The sequence below is a fragment of the Bacillus sp. JH7 genome (genome assembly GCF_001563515.1).
Taxonomy (GTDB): domain Bacteria; phylum Bacillota; class Bacilli; order Bacillales; family Bacillaceae_G; genus Bacillus_A; species Bacillus_A cereus.
The window spans coordinates 120,916-139,012 of record NZ_LPUS01000001.1 but is presented as its reverse complement, the minus strand read 5'-3'; the positions used below and the strand labels follow the sequence as shown (position 1 = coordinate 139,012).

The window sequence follows — 18,097 nt, the reverse complement described above, 5'->3', positions numbered from 1 at the left end:
ATGAATAATATACAAAATTAGCCACAAAATAGCACTATATTACAAGATTAAAGAGGGCGTACATATGATTTGGAATTGGTTACGTAAGAAAAAAAAATCAAATAAACCAGAAGCAAACGAAACAGATAATCAGGAGCAGCATTCTAACAATCAAGAGGATGATAACAAAGAACAGACTAGAAGTATGAAACATAATAAAGGTAAAAATAACGAGCAAAAAGATTCGTCTCAGGATAAGCAACAGAGCGCTAAACAAGAGGATTCCTCTCAGGATAAGCAACAAAGTTCTAAACAAGGTGATTCTTCTCAGGATAAGCAACAAAACGCTAAACAAGGTGATTCTTCTCAGGATAAGCAACAAAACGCTAAACAGGATGATTCCTCTCAAGATAGGCAACAAAGTGCTAAACAAGGTGATTCGTTTCAGGATAAGCAACAAAGCGCTAAACAGGATGATTCCTCTCAAGATAGGCAACAAAGTGCTAAACAAGATGGTTCGTCTCAAGATAAGCAACAAAGCGCTAAACAGGATGATTTCTCTCAAGATAGGCAACAAAGTGCTAAACAAGATGATTCGTCTCAAGATAAACAACAAAACGCTAAACAAGGTAATTCGTTTCAAGATAAACAGCAAAACGCTAAGCAAGATGAACCTTCTCAAAGTAAGCAACAAAGCTCTGGAGGTAATAGTATTTATGACTTTACAAAACCAGAAAAAGATCGTATTCATTCTTTACAAAATTTAATAGAGAAGCTGAAAAAGTCTAGTGATTTTGTAAATTATCATACATCCGACGATGAAACGATGCCTTATTGGATTTCTTACTATCGCCCTTCACTTGATGGAGAAAAATTACAAAAGTATTTAATGCCCACTCTTTTAGAACGACCTAACGCATCACTAGAAGAGCTGAAGGAACATATCCCGATGAGCGGCATTACAATTACGAACGACTTACAAAAAATTGAGGATATGGTTTTAAAGGGGCATGCGATTATTCAATTGAATCAGCAAGATCAAAAATGTATGCTTGCAAACATTGCAATTGATAATTATCGTGCACCAACCCCTCCTTTAAACGAATCAACTGTTATTGGTCCGCAAGAAGGTTTCGTAGAGGATATTGATACAAACATTAATTTAGTTCGAAAACGTCTTCCTGTTTTAGATTTACAAACAAAAGAAATGATTATCGGCGAGTTTTCCAAAACAAAAGTTGTCATGATGTATTTAGACAACCTTGCTGAAAAAGATAATGTAGATTTTCTAGAAGAGTCATTACGCGCTCTTGAATATGATCAAATTAATGATAGTGCTTATTTACAAGAATTAATGGGTGAAAAATCGATTTTCCCTCTCTATATCAATACAGAACGTACTGATAGAGTTACAAAAGCACTAATTGATGGAAAAATCGCTATTTTTGTTGATGGTTCTCCAAGTGTTTTACTAACACCCGTATCCTATTTTGATTTTTTCATTTCACCAGAAGACTATAACGTCTCCTGGATGTACGCTACATTTTCAAGGATTTTAAGATTAATTGCCGTTCTATTTTCAATTTGCGCTACACCGTTATACGTTGCAGTTTTAAATTATCATTATGAACTTATTCCAAGTGATTTACTTGAAACCTTAATTTTATCAAGAGCACAAGTACCATTCCCACCTTTAATTGAAGCACTCTTTTTAGAACTTGCGATCGACTTACTGAGAGAAGCTGGCGCGAGGTTACCGATGAAAGTTGGTCAAACGCTCGGTATCGTAGGGGGTATCGTAATCGGACAAGCATCTGTACAAGCAGGTTTAACGAGTAACATTTTATTAATTATCGTTGCACTATCAGCACTCGCTTCTTTTATTACACCTATTTATAAAATGGGTAATGCTGTTCGATTACTACGTTTCCCGTTTCTAGCATTCGCGGAAATAGGGGGGCTTTTCGGTATCTCTCTTGGGTTTATCTTTTTATTTACCCATCTATTTAGACTTACTTCCTTACGTAAACCATACGCTTTGTTTTATCCGACAAGACAACAATCTGTTAAAGACTCTTGGATTCGTTTCCCGTTAACAATGATCGATACAAGAGATGTACAAGCAAGACCACAACATGTAAAAAAAGCTGCTAAAGGAATTTCAACAAAACATAGATCAGACTTTGATGATTAAGAGATGAGGTGCATTGATGAGTAAAGTTCAAGAAAAATATCAAATATCTCCTATCTTTGTTTTCTTCTTAATTCACGGTGCACAGTTTGGAGCTGGCGTTCTCGGATTTGCTCGAATCACCGCAAAGGCCGCTGGATACGACGGCTGGATCGGCGTTCTAATCACAGGACTCTGTATCCATCTCCTTATATGGATGATGTATTTTTTATTAAAAGAAACAAATGGAAATTTAATTGATTTACAACGACAAACGTTTGGAAAGTGGATAGGGAATATCTTTAATATCATCTTTGCAGCTTATTTTTTAATCGTCAGTATTTCGGTCATTCGAACGTATGTTGAAATTATTCAAGTATGGATGTTCCCAACTGCTTCCACGTGGATGTTAACACTCTTTTTATGCTTAGTTAGCTATTACATTGTCTCTTCTGGATTTCGTGTCATTACCGGTATTTGCGTCATCTCTGTTGGTGGTACATTGGGATATTTATTTTTAAGCTTATTCGTTTTGAAATATTCACATTGGGAGAATTTACTGCCTATATTCACACATTCTTTTTCAGACATTTTAAAATCCGCTCAAGTGTCAATCTACAGTATGACTGGTTTTGAGATTTACCTCATGGTGTATCCATTTGTGAAAAAGCCTATGCAATCTCATAAATACGCTCAGCTTGGAGCACTATTTTCAAATCTTCTATATTTATTTAGCACTCTTTTAGCCTTTTCGTTTTTTAGTGAAAAACAATTGCTAAAAACGATATGGGCCCAACTTTCTATGACCCAAGTTGTTCAATTACCATTCATAGAAAGGCTAGAATATATCGCAATTTCAGCTTATGCCCTCGTTATCATTACAAGTTTTATTCTACCTTTGTGGGCGGCAACGAGAGCAACGCACGAAATATTCCGTGTAAAACAAAGAGGTGTTTTAATCGCTTTTATGTTTATCACCCTCATTGTTTCACAACTTCTAACAAACAGACACGATATTAATAATTTTATTAGTAATGCATCAAAAGGAAGCTTTTGGCTCATTTATGTATACATCCCAATTCTATTTATTATTGTGTGGGTGAAAAGAAAATGGAAAAAATCAAAAGAAAATTAATACTTATCTCTTGTATAGCACTCTTTAGTCTAACTGGATGTTTACAAAAAAATATTATCGATGACGTACACCTTATCCAAGGAACTGTCTTCGATGTAGCAAAAGATAATAAAATAAAGGTAACATTTGTTTGTCCTATTCAGCAAAAAGGAAACAAAGTTCAAGTTTTTGAAGGAACAGCAAATGCGGTAAAACAAGTAAAAGCTGACACATCTTTAGAGTCTTCTCAACCATTTGCTAGCGGGCAAATGCGGGTTGCTCTATTTACCACCCGAATTGCTAAGAAAGGAATGGTTGCTTCCTTCGATACATTAATTCGTGATGTAAACATCGGGAATGCCTTATATGTTGCTTTACTTGAAGGTAATGGTACTGAACTTTTAAAAGGAAAGTACACGACTTCATCCAACGTTGCAATTTATATAAAAAAAATGCTAGAACATAATATGGAGACCGGTCCTTTACCAACAGATAATCTGCATATAGGAGCATTCCGTTATTATCAAGAAGGGCAAGACTACTATATTCCAATTTTAAAGAAACATGGTGATAAAATAAAAATAACGGGAATTGGTCTTTTTAAAAAGGATAAATATGTTGGTAAAATTGCAGAAAAAGATATGTTTATATTCAAAGGACTTTTAGAAAAGCATAAGTTAGATTCACATGAATTTAAAGCAGATCCTGGGTACGTAATGATTAATAATATTCGTTCTATTCCAACATACGATATAAAAATAAAAAATGGTAAGCCTTCCTTTTCCATTCATGTTAAACTTGAGGCTCGTATTCAAGAAGTATCGAAACAGATTAACTTAGAGAATGCTAAGAATACAAAAAAGATTGAGAAGGTCGTTCAAAAACAATTGGAGACACAAGGTAAGAAATTAATTAAGCATTTTAAATCTCTAGATGTCGACCCTCTTGGGCTAGGAGCTAAATATAAGCAACATTATCGCCCATTCAAATTAGAAGAGTGGAAACAAATGTACAAAGATGTTCCCGTTACTATAAAATATACCGTAGACATTACAAATTCTGGTGTAATTGAATGAGAAATGATTGAACTCCTCTCTCCAGCATGATACAACGGAGAGAGGAGTTTTTTATTATCAAATAGAGAGAAGATATTTATGGGGGAGCTTATGTCTAAAAAATTAGTAAAGCCTATTTTAAATGGTATTTTATTTCTCGCCGTCTTTTTATTTGCTCATACATACTTAAAAAATGTTTCCTTCACACGTTATTTACTTGTCGTTATACCAATGTTACTCGTTGGTATATTCGGTATTGATCTTATTTTATCTATTTTAATTAAGAAAGAAGAATAACGAGCGAACATCTTATTTCGATAAGATGTTCTTTTCATTTCATAATCACCTTATGTTACAATAAACTTCGGCATAACGTAAGAAAGGATGAAACAACATGACAAACGAAAAAGGTTTAGATAAAGGATATGAACTTGTTGCGAAAATGCATGAAGTATTCGGACATCCTGTGACAAATACTCCAACAAAATTAACAGAAGAGCGTGCAAAAATCCGTGCAAGTTTTATGCAGGAAGAACTAGAAGAATTTCTAGAGGCAACGACTGTTGAAGATCAATACGATGCACTGATTGACCTTATTTACTTTGCATTCGGAACGTTTGCAGAAATGGGCGTACGTCCAGATAAAGGATTCGAAATTGTAAACAACGCCAACATGGCAAAACTATTCCCTGATGGGAAGCCTCGATTCCGTGAAGGCGACGGTAAGATTCTAAAGCCAGAAGGCTGGCAAGCACCGGAACCACAACTTCGTGCTGAAATTGAACGTCAGCGTCAAGAAGCTGAAAAAAACTGCTAGGATTTCCTAGCAGTTTTTTATTATGGCTTTTTTTCTGCCAATCATTAATGACCCACGTGCCCTGCGTGTCCTGCTGCTCCACTAATACTAGCTGCTCCTGCTGCTGCCCCTGCTCCTCCTGCTCCAATTCCACCTGTCCAAGGAGAAGATTGTTGTTGTTGTTGATATTGCTGATATTGTTGGTGCTGTTGATATTGCTGATATTGTTGGTGCTGTTGGTGCTGTTGGTGCTGTTGACCTTGGTGTCCATGATGTTGGCCTTGGTGCCCATGATGACCGTGTTGGCCTTGATGACCTTGGTGATGGTGGTGACCTTGGTGTCCATGATGTTGGCCTTGGTGGTGATGTCCATGGTGACCATGTTGGCCTTGGTGAGTTTGATAAAGAACAGCTTGCGGATGAATGTGGTGGTGACCGTGGTGATGTACTTGTTGCCCCTGATGACCATGTTGACCTTGATGATGGTGATGACCATGATGGCCGTGTTGACCTTGATGGTGGTGATGACCATGATGGCCGTGTTGACCTTGATGGTGGTGATGTCCATGATGGCCGTGTTGACCTTGATGGTGGTGATGTCCATGATGGCCATGTTGACCTTGATGGTGGTGATGATGACCATGGTAGCCGTGAACTACTTGCGGATATCCACCTACTCCTCCTGCTACAACACCTACTCCCGGTACAGGAAATCCTGTCTGTACTCCTCCAACGAAAGATGGAAATGCAGTTGGTACGCCTACTGGTACTCCTCCCGCTGCTCCGCCAACAAATGTTGGGATTCCAGTTTGCACTCCGGCTACCGATGATGGAAATCCTCCTGTTAATGTTGGAATTCCAGTTTGTACACCCGCTACTGATGTAGAAAACCCTCCAGGTGTTCCGCCCATCCAGCTCGGAATTCCACCGTATCCTTGTTGTCCTCCTCCCATTAACATCATTTGTTCATAACTATCCGATCCACTCCCGAAGAAACCATGTGGTGCATTATTGTCCATCCCTTTCATTCCTTTCACCTCTTCTACTCAATTTAGCCTACCTTTTTTATCATATTTCCTATAGAAGAATAGGTGTTTGTCTGCACTAGAATTCCGCTTCTTTTTCTTCATTCATGATAAAATTAATTAACTGAATATTTTTTCTAGGAGGTATTTATATTGAAGAATGTAACAAAGGCTTCTATCAATGATTTAGATTCAATCGTCCATATAGATATTGACGTAATTGGAAACGATAGTAGACGAAATTATATTAAGCACACTATCCGTGAAGGCAGATGCATCATTGTAACAGAAGAAAATTCTATCTCTGGCTTTCTAACATACGATACAAATTTCTTTGGTTGTACTTTCCTCTCATTAATCATTGTTTCACCAACTAAAAGAAGGCAAGGCTATGCAAGCTCGTTAATCTCATATATGTTAAGTCATTCTCCTACTCAAAAAATATTTTCTTCAACGAACGAATCGAATGAAAGTATGCAGAAAGTATTTAACTCGAATGGTTTTATACGTAGCGGAATAGTTGAAAACTTAGATGAAGGTGACCCTGAGATTATTTTCTATACAAAAAAGCTCAGAACATAAACGCTCTGAGCTTTTTCAAATGATTTAGTTTGCAACAACGTTAACAAGTTTTCCAGGAACAACAATTACTTTACGAACTGTTTTCCCTTCAATTTGGTCTTGAATTGCTTCAAGTGCAAGTTGTTCCATTTCTTCTTTTGATGCGTCTTTACTCATTGTTAGTTTTGCGCGAACTTTACCCATAACTTGAACAACGATTTCAACTTCATCTTCTACAAGTTTAGACTCATCAAATGTTGGCCAGCTTGCATATGTGATTGTTTCATTGTATCCAAGTTTGCTCCATAGCTCTTCCCCGATATGAGGTGCAACTGGTGCAATCATTTTTACGAAACCTTCTACATATTCTCTTGGAAGTGTTTCAGCTTTGTATGCATCGTTGATGAATACCATCATTTGAGAAATCGCTGTGTTGAAGCGAAGCTCTGCATAGTCTTCTGTTACTTTCTTCACTGTTTGATGGTAAGCTTTTTCAAGCTCTTTATTTGGTGCGTCAGTAATTTTCTCACTTAATTCACCGTTATCTTGAACGAATAGACGCCATACGCGGTCTAGGAAACGACGAGCTCCGTCAAGACCATTTTCAGACCAAGCGATTGAAGCATCTAATGGTCCCATGAACATTTCGTATAGACGAAGTGTATCTGCACCGTGGCTTGCTACGATATCATCAGGGTTTACAACGTTACCTTTTGATTTACTCATTTTCTCGTTGTTTTCACCTAGAATCATACCTTGGTTGAATAATTGTTGGAACGGTTCTTTCGTTGGAACTACACCGATATCGTATAATACTTTATGCCAGAAACGAGCATATAGTAAGTGAAGTACAGCGTGCTCTGCACCACCGATATAAATATCAACTGGAAGCCATTGTTTTACTTTTTCAGGATCTACAAGTGCTTCGCTATTGTTTGGATCGATGTAACGTAGGTAATACCAACAGCTACCAGCCCATTGCGGCATTGTATTTGTTTCACGACGACCTTTTTTACCAGTCTCAGGATCAACAACATTTACCCACTCGTCAATGTTAGCAAGTGGTGATTCACCTGTACCTGAAGGACGGATGTTTTCTGTTTTCGGAAGAACTAATGGTAATTCCTCTTCTTTCACAGCTGTCATTGTACCATCTTCCCAGTGAATTACTGGAATTGGCTCACCCCAGTAACGTTGACGGCTGAATAACCAGTCACGTAGACGGTACGTTACTTTTTGATTTCCTGCGCTCGTTACTTCAAGCCATTCAATCATTTTTGCGATTGCTTCTTCTTTATTTAAACCATCAAGGAATGCTGAGTTTACGTGTGCACCATCACCTGTGTACACTTCTTTCGTAATATCTCCGCCTTTTACAACTTCCTTCATTGGAAGATTAAATACTGATGCGAATTCATAGTCACGCTCATCGTGAGCTGGAACTGCCATTACAGCACCTGTTCCGTAAGTTGCAAGAACATAGTCAGCAATCCAGATTGGTAATTTCTCACCGTTTACTGGGTTAACTGCGTAAGCACCAGTGAATACACCAGTTTTTTCTTTCGCAAGTTCTGTACGCTCTAGATCACTCTTCATTTTTACAGCGTTAATGTAAGCTTCTACCGCTTCTTTTTGTTCTGCTGTTGTAATTTCTGCAACAAGTGCATGTTCTGGAGCTAGTACACAGTATGTTGCACCAAATAATGTATCAGGGCGCGTTGTGAAAACTGTGAATTTCTCGTCTGTACCATCGATGTTGAAGTGTACTTCTGCACCTTCAGAACGACCGATCCAGTTACGTTGCATATCTTTTAAGCTTTCAGGCCAATCAAGCTCATCTAGATCTTCTAATAGACGATCTCCGTAAGCTGTAATTTTTAACATCCACTGTCTCATCGGACGACGCTCAACTGGATGTCCACCACGCTCACTCTTACCGTCAATGATTTCTTCGTTTGCAAGTACTGTACCAAGTGCTGGGCACCAGTTTACAGGTACTTCATCAACGTAAGCTAAGCCTTTTTCAAATAGTTTTAGGAAGATCCATTGCGTCCACTTATAGTAGTTTGGATCTGTTGTATTTACTTCACGGTCCCAATCGTAAGAGAAACCTAATGATTTAATTTGGTTACGGAACGTATTAATATTATGCTCTGTAAATTCAGCTGGGCTGTTTCCAGTATCAAGTGCATATTGCTCTGCTGGAAGACCAAATGCATCCCATCCCATTGGATGAAGAACGTTATATCCTTGCATACGCTTCATACGAGATAAAATATCTGTCGCTGTATAACCTTCTGGATGTCCTACGTGTAAGCCTGCACCTGATGGATATGGGAACATATCTAGTGCATAAAATTTTGGTTTTTCTGTCTCATCTGGCGTACGGAATGTTTTATTCTCTTCCCAGTACCCTTGCCACTTCTTCTCAATTTCTTGATGATTAAAGCTCATGAGATACCCTCCTTGAAATTCTATTTATTTTCACCGCCCAAAATACAAAAAACCTCTCATCCCTAAAAAGGGACGAGAGGTTATAGATTCCCGCGGTACCACCCTAAATTAATGTACAAATATACATTCGCTTAGATCCGTAACGTGGATTAACGGCAATTGCTACTATTAGTTTCACAACTGCAACTCAAAGGCGAGTTCATAACGAAACGTGGATTGACTTGCACCGACCGTCAACTCTCTAAACCAGCTTCTATTACTACTACTCCTTCTCACTGTTATTACACATATAAGTTACGTGAACTATCCTTCACCTAGTATCTCTTAAGAGCTTACTTAAAGCGAGGACTTCTCGGTTAATCGTTACTCTTAATAACTAACGAATTCATCTTAAGACAGCCGAGCTATCTCCCTTGTTCTAAAGGTTGTTTTATTTAAATATATTCTAAAACATGTTACATGTTCCGTCAAACTAAACTGCAATTTTTTCTTCAACTGTTTCTTCTACTTTTACTCGTTTATCATAAATGCTCGTTGCTATAAGCGCTACTACAAGCATTACCATGATTGCTATAAACAATACTTCCATATTGTATAAATCCACAATTGCTCCGCCAACGACCGGCCCGAACATTTTCCCTACAGTCGCCGCACTATTTACAACCCCTTGATAAAACCCTAATTTATCTTTTGGTGCAAGTATATTTGCAATCGTTGGAACCGCAGGCCATACAAATAACTCACCTATTGTTAATGTTACCATCGCAACGAGGAACATCGTAAATTGTTGCGCTTGACTTAACACAATGAATGAAGCTGCAAAAATGAAGATTCCAATCATAATTTGCTGTTTTAAAGAACGCTTCATCCAGCGAATTAGCATACTAACAAGTGGCTGTGCACAAACAATCATTGCTCCGTTTATCGTCCATAATAAACTATAGTGACGAAGGCTAATATTCAATTCTTGCATATGTGTTGCAATCGCTCCTTGCCACTGTACGTATGTAACCCAGCATAAAGCATATGCTACACACACGATAAGAAGTGCTTTAAATCCAGGTGTAAGTGACCACCCTTTTTTCATTTCCACTTCTTTTTGTACTCCTGGCTCCTTCTTGTCTTCCATACCACGGAATCCAATAAAAGCAATTAAGAAGAAAACAAAGTATAAAATAAAGTTCGCTAAGAAAATATAATCAAAACGATACGATGCAACTAATCCACCACATGCTGTTCCGATCGCAATACCAACATTTTGTCCAACGTACATCGCATTAAATGCCCGTCTCCCGCCTTCTGGCCAAACCGTACCAACCATCGCATACATCGATGGGAAGACCATTCCAGAACCGAAGCCGATTAACGCTAGCCATACAACATATAACGGCCAACCGTGGAAGAACACAAGACCTAAAATTGATACAAGTGTAATCACTATCCCTACTAAAGTTGATTTATAACCGCCCCATTTATCAAATAAAACACCGCCGAGCAAGTTTCCGATTACACCAGTAAGCGAGTTGATCATTAATACCATTCCGGCCACAGATAAAGATTTTCCCAAGTGATCATGTAAATAAATTGTATTAAAAGGCCATAAAAAAGAAGCACCCGTGACATTAATAATCATCCCAGCTACTAATAGCCATACTTTCCTTGGCATAGCTTCCCCTCCTATTCTATTTTTTTCGTTCATATATATAACAGTAAAATTGTAGTCGTTTTTAAATAGGAAGGCAACTGATTAATAGTTGATGAAATTCAGATAATAGTTCGTCGGTAAATGAATTTATATTGGTTGCTTCTTAGATTATATCAGCGATTATCAGAATATATCGGCGCAACTACAAATATATCAGCGATTATTAAAATATATCGACTTACCGACAAAAAACGACAACAGTAACAATATATAAAAGGGTAGATTGCATGAAATTTTCATGCAATCTACCCTTATTTGTACTATCCAACTTCCTTTTCTCGCTTCACACGTTCTTTAGCACTCCATTTAAACACCTTATCTAGTAGCGAGTATATTCTCCCAGATTCTTTCGTTAACAAAGGTCCTAACGATGCTAATATTAAAACATACAAAGCTGAGAACGGTTTAATCGCTGCCATTAAGCCACCCGCAATTCCAATATTCGCGACGATAATAGAAAATTCTCCGCGTGATACAAGTGTTAAACCGATATTCGTAGAAGCCTTATGCGATAACCCAGCTTTACGCCCCGCAACCATTCCAGCAGTAAAATTACCGATAAGAGTAATGAAAACTGCTCCTAATGCCAACCACACTGCTCCGCCAAGTGAAAATGGGTCTATACTTAAACCGAAGCTGAAAAAGAATATAGCTCCAAAGAAATCACGAAACGGAACGACAAGCTGTTCAATTCGATCACTATGCTCTGTTTCAGAAAAAACGAGTCCTAGTAATAATGCTCCAATTGCCTCTGCAACATGAATCGTTTCTGAAAATCCTGCTACAAAGAACAAAATAGCGAATATTACAATAATAAAAATTTCATTGGACGAAATATCTAACATTTTATTTAAAAACCGTGTAGCTTTTCTAGCAACTACAAAGAATAGTAGCATATAACCTACTGCGATTAAAATAGATGTAAGAGCACCTACAAATGATGTTGCCCCTCCAAGTACTAATCCTGAAACGACTGATAAATATACCGCTAAAAAGATATCATCAAACATAATGATTCCTAAAATTAGCTCCGTCTCTTTATTACCAGATCTTCTTAAATCAACAATTACTTTCGCAACAATTGCACTCGATGAAATTGTTATGATCCCAGCAATAATTAATGTTTCTAATAAGGGGAAACCCATTATATATCCGTAAAGTAAACCTAATATAAAATTAAGCGATATATGAACAGTTCCCCCAAAAGCAATTGATTTTCCTGATTTAATTAATTTTTTAATTGAGAATTCTAAACCTAAGTAAAATAGGAGGAATATGACGCCAACACGGCCGAGGAAGGAAATAACTTCTCCACTTTCAATAAATCTTAAATCGATAAGCCCTAAATCTGGGGCATGAGGCCCCACTAGCATACCGAGTATAATAAGAAACGGAATAATCGAGAACTTTAACTTTGCAGCGAGAATAGCTGCAAAAGCGACTAATACTAACGCAGTTCCAACTTCAAAGATTAAAGTATCCATCGATTATGAATCCCCTCCTACTGAAAGCAACTCATTAATAATTCTTTTCACTTCATGTCTTTCACCTGATAATACGAGCATATCGCCAGCTTCAATGATAGAATCTGGGCCTGGATTAAAGAACTTCTTCATATTCTTTTTCAAAATGGCAATAATCGTTACGTTATATGTGTTTCGAACATGTAAACTACCAATTGTTTTTTGTACAACTGGTGCATTATTTTCCACCTTAAACCACTCAATTGATAATCCCTCAAAAGCCATTTCAATCGTATCTAAAGCTTGTGGCCTATATACCATTCCGCCCAATATAGCTGCAATTTGTCTCGCTTCAGAATCACGAAGAGAGACGCTTGAAATACTCTCTTCATGATCAGCATCAAAATGGTACATTTCTCTTCGGCCATCATCATGAATAACGATAACCATCTTTTCATTACCTTTTGTAATCACTTCAAACTTACATCCAATACCCGGCAGTTCACTCTCTCTAATATTCATATTTTCCGCCTCCTAATTTTTTAGTTACGGCTTTTATAAATCGACATCAATCTCCGTTTTAAAGCTCTCATCCTTTGAGATACCTAAATACTTTAGTGTCTCTGATGGAGTCGCGTGATGAAAATGTTTTTGCAATAGTGCAATCGCTATCCCTCTTTTGTACGCATGAAATCCGAACGTTTTTCGCATTGAATTCGTTCCGATTTTACCAACAACTCCAACTGCTTCTGCAGCATTATGAATTACACGATACGCTTGTTGGCGCGTAATTGAATTTGGCGTTTTATTAGATTGGAATACGTAATTTTCTCTTTTAACGCCAATAGATTGTACGTAATCTAAAAGCGCTTCTTTTACTTTTGTATTTAAATAAATATCTTGTTTAAATTTTTCATCTTTCACAGGAAGAGCATAAAACTCTTTAACAGTCCCGTCTTCATTTAATACATCTTCAAATTTCATGCTAAGTAGTTCTGTAATTTTTAATCCTGTGTTAATTCCAATAACAAATAAAAGATAATCTCGCTGGGAGTGCTCTTTTAAATATTTTTTCATAGCCTCAATTTGGCTTATATCTTTTAATGCCTCTACAACTTCCATACATGTATTCTCCTCATCTTATGAACGGTAATTTTCTCATTATGTTGTCCATTTTACCTTATCATGCTATGAGATTTCCATGTGTTATCCATTATTTTCACAATATACTCAGGTGGTTCTGAAAACTTTCAATGTGGAAACTTACGATTGTATAAATACGTTGCGGTAAAAAAATGTGGGGATAAAAGTTCAGCTTCTTTCTACAGATTGGATTCCTCCTTTCCTTATACAGCTACTTCTACTTTTATATTACGTTACTTACTTACATTATATTATACATTTCAGTAACATTAAAGTATTTTTTCTGAAAATAATAAAAACCGAGCGTTTTTGCTCGGTTTTTATTATTAATCTTCTTTCGGAAGAACAATTCCTTTATACAATTGAACTGTAATGAAGTAATAAATCGCATAAATAACTACGAAAATTACAATTGGTACCCAAATACGGAAGTACGGATCGATTAAAATAAATCCGAAAATATTCATACCAACTAATACGTGAGCGATACCCACAATTGCTGGGAATAAGAATACTAAGAATAGCTCTTTATAAATCGATTTCGTTAGTAACTCACGGCGCACACCGATTTTACGAAGCATTTGATAACGCGTAATATCTTTTGATGCACCAGAAAGAATTTTAAACATAAGGCAGCTTGCCATCATTGCTAAGAACGCAATTCCAAGGAAGAATCCCATAAATACTGTTCCACTCGCAATGCCATAGAACCCACTATAAGCTTGATATTTACTATCCATTTGTTCAACTTTTACATTTTTATATTTATCTAGCTGCAACTCGTCAAGTTTTTTCCATTCTTTTTTATATGTTAAAAAATCATCTGTTTTTCCGATAAATGCTATACCTTCTTTACCATTTATCCCATCGTACATTTTTTGATCTATAATTTTAATTGCATGATCATTGTATAAATAATATGGATGGATTGTACTAAAAGCATCTGTCCATTCCGCTGAAAGTTCTTTAGTGTTCGCATCTTTTTGATTCATCTCTCTAGAAACTGCACCTACCAGTAGTTCCTCTGAAACTTTTTTCGTATTTACTAAATCCTTCATAGACTTCATCTTTGCCATATCTTTTACGAAAGGACGATTTTTCTCTAAATCTTCTTTTACATAGTAAACGTATTTATCATCAACTTTATAACGATATTCGCTTTTCTCTTTAAATGTAATACCATCTAAAATTTTCTTTTCTTCAGCTGTTGGATTATGAACTACTGAATCATATATTACTAAACCATCTACCATTTTTATAACGTTATTTTTGAACGCCATACCGCCCGAAATTGCACCAGCTCCAAGCGCAACTAACATTGCCACTGTTGCAAGTACTTTCGTTAAACTATTAATTCGGAAGTTTAATTGTGCAAATGTAAAAGCATTAAGTCCTTTTTCACTACGCTTTTTATTACTTTTTAACTTTTTAATAATGACTGGAAGAAGTGAGCCAAATAGCATGTAAGTACCAGCTGTCGTTGTAATTAATGCAATAAGGATTCCCATCTCTTTTAGTTTTTCCATATAGATCATAGATGCATAACCTATACCTAATAAAATAACAGCAAGGAATGCCACTACAACTGTCTTTTTACCTTTTACTGCAACACGCTCTGTTTGTGCATCTGCATGTACTAGTTGCAATACAGAAATACGTGACAATTTAATACTGTTCATAATTGCTGATAATACAAATAGTGCAAAGAAGAAGATGCAAGTAACAGTCATAGATGGTAGATAAAATGCTTTATACCCTTCACCAGCAAATTCAAGCTGTTTCATTAATAACTGTCCAATACCTTCTGCAAGTCCTACTCCAACTGCAATCCCGATTGCAAGAGACGCAGCACCTAATACGATTGTTTCAATAAACATAAGTAATGTAACTTTATGTTTTTTCGCACCTAACATCATATACATACCGAACTCTTTTTGACGAAGAGATAATAAGAAAGAGTTTGCATATAAAATGTAGAAGAACGTTATAATTGCTAATAAAAATGATCCTGCTTGGAATACGAATCCAATAGATTTAATCACTGAATTAGATTCTAAAAATGCTTTATTCAGTGCTAACGTTTGGAACATGTAAAAAATTGAAATCGACATGACAAGACCGACAAGTAAGACGATATAATCTTTCAGCTTACTTTTCAGCCCCGACATGGAAAGTTTAAATAACATACTGGAACCTCCTTTCTTACGCCTTTTGTGTACCTAAATCTGCAAGTACATCTAAAATTTCTTTGTAGAACTCTTCACGCGTACCACCGCGATGAATTTCTTTATATAGCTCACCATCTTGAATGAATAAAATACGCTGACAGTAACTTGCACTATATGGATCATGCGTAACCATCATAATCGATACGCCTTGATCTTTATTTAAGTTTGTCATCGCATCAAGTAAACTCGTTGCATTTTTAGAATCAAGCGCTCCTGTTGGCTCATCCCCTAAAATAATTGCCGGCTCATGCACTAAAGCACGCGCTGCTGCTGAACGTTGTTTCTGTCCACCAGATACTTCAGATGGATACTTTTGAAGTATTTCTGTAATCCCTAACATATCCGCTACTTTTTCTACTTTCGGTCCAATATTACGTGATGCGACACCTTGAAGAGAAAGTGGAAGTGCAATGTTTTCATAAATAGATAAGTTCTCTAATAAGTTAAAATCTTGGAAGATGAATCCTAACTTTTGTGAACGGAAATCAGAAAGCTCACCTTGTTTCATTTTTGTAATATCCGTTCCCGCAATTTCAACAACGCCGCCCGTTGCTTTATCAAGCGTTGAAATTACATTTAATAATGTCGTTTTACCAGAACCAGATGGTCCCATAATCCCAACAAACTCACCCTCTTGAATTGAGAATGAAACACCTTTTAACGCGTGTGATTGGTTCTCACCTTTTTTACCGTACACTTTTTGAACGTTTTTCACGTCTACAACTGGTTTCGTCATATATATCCTCCTACGCTTGTTTTTCCATTACCTATTTTGCGCTTTTTAGAAGTGAACTGCTATTTGTTAACATTACAATTACCTTACACTTTTGTAATATAAAGAAGGTGGGCGTGTAAGTTTGGCTTTTCATACTAGTTCGCATTTCGACATAGTAAATCGGTAAATGAAATTATATCGGCGATTGTTAAAATATATCAGCGGTTCTTACACTTTTATCAGCGATTTTTCAAATATATCGGCGATTCTTACACTTTTATCAGCGATTACCAAAATATATCGACTTATCGACAAAAGATGACAATAAAAATAGGCTGTTCCGCGAAAGGAACAGCCCACTGATTAAAGTTTCACTTTATTTCTTTAAAGGTGTTACCGTCCAGTACGTAATAACACGCCAAATCCATTCTAATGGACCCATTTTAAAGATTTTCATCCAAATTACACTAAACACAATTTGAATTGCATAAATTGCGATACATACATATAACGTCTGCATGTATGTTAAATTTCCTGCAAAGTTAAATACACTACCAGCAATTAAAATCATTGCCGTTTGTCCGATATAATTTGTTAAAGCCATACGACCGTAGTATTTCAATGGTGCTAATAATGTTTGAACTGGTTTTAACTGAAGTAATAAAATTAATGCTCCTACATAGAAAGCTGAAATAATTGGTCCAACAGTAATACCAATTTTTAGAAACTGGCTTACAACATCCATTGTTCCCTCTTCAGTTTCCATTATCCCATTTATAAATGGTTCAGCAGGAGCGTGCCCATATTGATACCATACTGCTATGACACTTAAAACAAACATAATACCTGTAAAAATAGCGACTTTCTTTATATTTTGCGTGAGATTTTCAAATACACGATATTGTCCTGCAGCAAGTCCTAATAAAATTAAGCCAAGTGGTAATAGTTCTTTAACTCCCATTACACTGAAGGCAATTGTCAAAATAAGTCCTAGTGCTAGGTTCACTTCTTTTTTCGCTTTATAAAACGGCAAAACGATTAACCCACAAATTGCGTATAACGCTAGTGCTTCTCCAGGCTGAAACATTTGATGAATTAAACCAAAAATAAATAATGCTACTAAGCGACGTAAAAATAAAACATAGCCATTCTTCCCTTTCGCAATCGCTCTTGAAATAAAGATATAGAATCCCACTCCAAATAAGAATGAGAAGATTGAGAAGAAACGACCTTCTACAAATAAGTATAAAAACCTTTGATAGCTAGCATCTACTGTATTAGGATATGGAGTTTTAATATTAAGTAGCGCTAGAATATTTACTAAAATAATCCCCAGTAATGCGAAGCCACGAATGTAATCTAACTCATCAATTCGCTTGTTTGTAATATTGTTCCCCATAAAGCAACTCCTTGTCCAAAATTTAATCCTCCCTTACTCTACTGGAAAAGGACAATTACAACTATCGGCAAACCTTACAGAAATCTTACACTATTGTCATATAGCAAAATAAAACCAGGTCATATTTCGACCTGGTTTACTCTGATTGTTTTGATTTTTGAGGTTGTCCTTTTTTACTATTACGCTGTTTTACTTGAACAATGGGATCAAGTTCATTCGAAAACTCAGCGTTATGTCCATTTTGTGTTTTTTGCTCTGGGTTATTTTGATCTGAACGTTTCGCCATTACA

16 protein-coding genes and 1 other annotated feature are annotated in these 18,097 nt (G+C 36.5%); of the genes, 6 read left to right on the top strand and 10 right to left on the bottom strand.

Annotated elements, in window-relative coordinates:
- Positions 1 to 64: 64 nt before the first annotated feature.
- The 5 genes from AU379_RS28185 to AU379_RS00805 all read left to right on the top strand — a co-directional run bounded on the left by AU379_RS28185 (position 65) and on the right by AU379_RS00805 (position 5,135).
- Entirely contained in the window at positions 65 to 2,173 is a 2,109-nt protein-coding gene (locus tag AU379_RS28185; protein WP_082769899.1) for a spore germination protein, read from the top strand.
- Between the two features lie 16 nt (positions 2,174 to 2,189).
- Complete coding sequence (locus tag AU379_RS00820) at positions 2,190 to 3,284, top strand: spore germination protein (protein WP_025710018.1); 1,095 nt, start codon at positions 2,190 to 2,192, stop codon at positions 3,282 to 3,284.
- The gene (locus AU379_RS00815) at positions 3,260 to 4,339 is read left to right on the top strand and encodes a Ger(x)C family spore germination protein (protein ID WP_000411371.1); all 1,080 of its coding nucleotides are present in this window, start codon (positions 3,260 to 3,262) and stop codon (positions 4,337 to 4,339) included. The genes AU379_RS00820 and AU379_RS00815 overlap by 25 nt, the downstream gene beginning before the upstream one ends.
- Before the next feature lie 90 nt (positions 4,340 to 4,429).
- Complete coding sequence (locus tag AU379_RS00810) at positions 4,430 to 4,615, top strand: hypothetical protein (RefSeq protein ID WP_000038775.1); 186 nt, start codon at positions 4,430 to 4,432, stop codon at positions 4,613 to 4,615.
- 97 nt (positions 4,616 to 4,712) lie between these two features.
- Positions 4,713 to 5,135, top strand: a complete 423-nt coding sequence (locus tag AU379_RS00805) for a hypothetical protein (RefSeq protein ID WP_000180554.1) — start codon at positions 4,713 to 4,715, stop codon at positions 5,133 to 5,135.
- Between the two features lie 44 nt (positions 5,136 to 5,179).
- Here AU379_RS00805 and AU379_RS00800 read toward each other — a convergent pair whose 3' ends face one another.
- Positions 5,180 to 6,142 carry a hypothetical protein gene (locus tag AU379_RS00800; protein ID WP_061138907.1) on the bottom strand — a complete coding sequence of 321 codons (963 nt, stop codon included), beginning with the start codon at positions 6,140 to 6,142 and terminating at the stop codon, positions 5,180 to 5,182.
- A gap of 150 nt (positions 6,143 to 6,292) precedes the next feature.
- Between AU379_RS00800 and AU379_RS00795 the strand changes: the two genes are divergently transcribed.
- Positions 6,293 to 6,721, top strand: a complete 429-nt coding sequence (locus AU379_RS00795; RefSeq protein WP_000800325.1) for a GNAT family N-acetyltransferase — start codon at positions 6,293 to 6,295, stop codon at positions 6,719 to 6,721.
- Between the two features lie 24 nt (positions 6,722 to 6,745).
- On the opposite strand, the gene leuS is transcribed toward AU379_RS00795, so the two are convergent.
- The 9 genes from leuS to AU379_RS00750 all read right to left on the bottom strand — a co-directional run bounded on the left by leuS (position 6,746) and on the right by AU379_RS00750 (position 18,093).
- Positions 6,746 to 9,154, bottom strand: coding sequence for a leucine--tRNA ligase (gene leuS, locus AU379_RS00790; RefSeq protein ID WP_000009466.1), 2,409 nt, complete (start codon positions 9,152 to 9,154; stop codon positions 6,746 to 6,748).
- Positions 9,155 to 9,219: 65 nt separating this feature from the next.
- Positions 9,220 to 9,439: a binding site (T-box leader), on the bottom strand.
- A 187-nt stretch (positions 9,440 to 9,626) separates the two neighbouring features.
- On the bottom strand, positions 9,627 to 10,820 hold the full coding sequence (locus AU379_RS00785) for an MFS transporter (protein WP_001137554.1): 1,194 nt from the start codon (positions 10,818 to 10,820) through the stop codon (positions 9,627 to 9,629).
- Between the two features lie 299 nt (positions 10,821 to 11,119).
- Entirely contained in the window at positions 11,120 to 12,343 is a 1,224-nt protein-coding gene (locus tag AU379_RS00780; RefSeq protein ID WP_000380174.1) for a cation:proton antiporter, read from the bottom strand.
- Positions 12,344 to 12,346: 3 nt separating this feature from the next.
- The gene (locus tag AU379_RS00775) at positions 12,347 to 12,844 is read right to left on the bottom strand and encodes a cation:proton antiporter regulatory subunit (RefSeq protein ID WP_001026053.1); all 498 of its coding nucleotides are present in this window, start codon (positions 12,842 to 12,844) and stop codon (positions 12,347 to 12,349) included.
- A 33-nt stretch (positions 12,845 to 12,877) separates the two neighbouring features.
- Entirely contained in the window at positions 12,878 to 13,444 is a 567-nt protein-coding gene (locus AU379_RS00770) for a tyrosine-type recombinase/integrase (protein ID WP_000454205.1), read from the bottom strand.
- A gap of 347 nt (positions 13,445 to 13,791) precedes the next feature.
- Positions 13,792 to 15,651, bottom strand: a complete 1,860-nt coding sequence (locus tag AU379_RS00765; RefSeq protein ID WP_061138906.1) for an ABC transporter permease — start codon at positions 15,649 to 15,651, stop codon at positions 13,792 to 13,794.
- Positions 15,652 to 15,667: 16 nt separating this feature from the next.
- Positions 15,668 to 16,429 carry an ABC transporter ATP-binding protein gene (locus AU379_RS00760; protein WP_000165837.1) on the bottom strand — a complete coding sequence of 254 codons (762 nt, stop codon included), beginning with the start codon at positions 16,427 to 16,429 and terminating at the stop codon, positions 15,668 to 15,670.
- 355 nt (positions 16,430 to 16,784) lie between these two features.
- Positions 16,785 to 17,807, bottom strand: a complete 1,023-nt coding sequence (locus tag AU379_RS00755; protein ID WP_044584922.1) for a DUF418 domain-containing protein — start codon at positions 17,805 to 17,807, stop codon at positions 16,785 to 16,787.
- A gap of 136 nt (positions 17,808 to 17,943) precedes the next feature.
- Positions 17,944 to 18,093 (bottom strand): hypothetical protein, encoded by a 150-nt coding sequence (locus tag AU379_RS00750; protein WP_001129340.1) that lies wholly within the window; start codon positions 18,091 to 18,093, stop codon positions 17,944 to 17,946.
- Between the last annotated feature and the right edge of the window lie 4 nt (positions 18,094 to 18,097).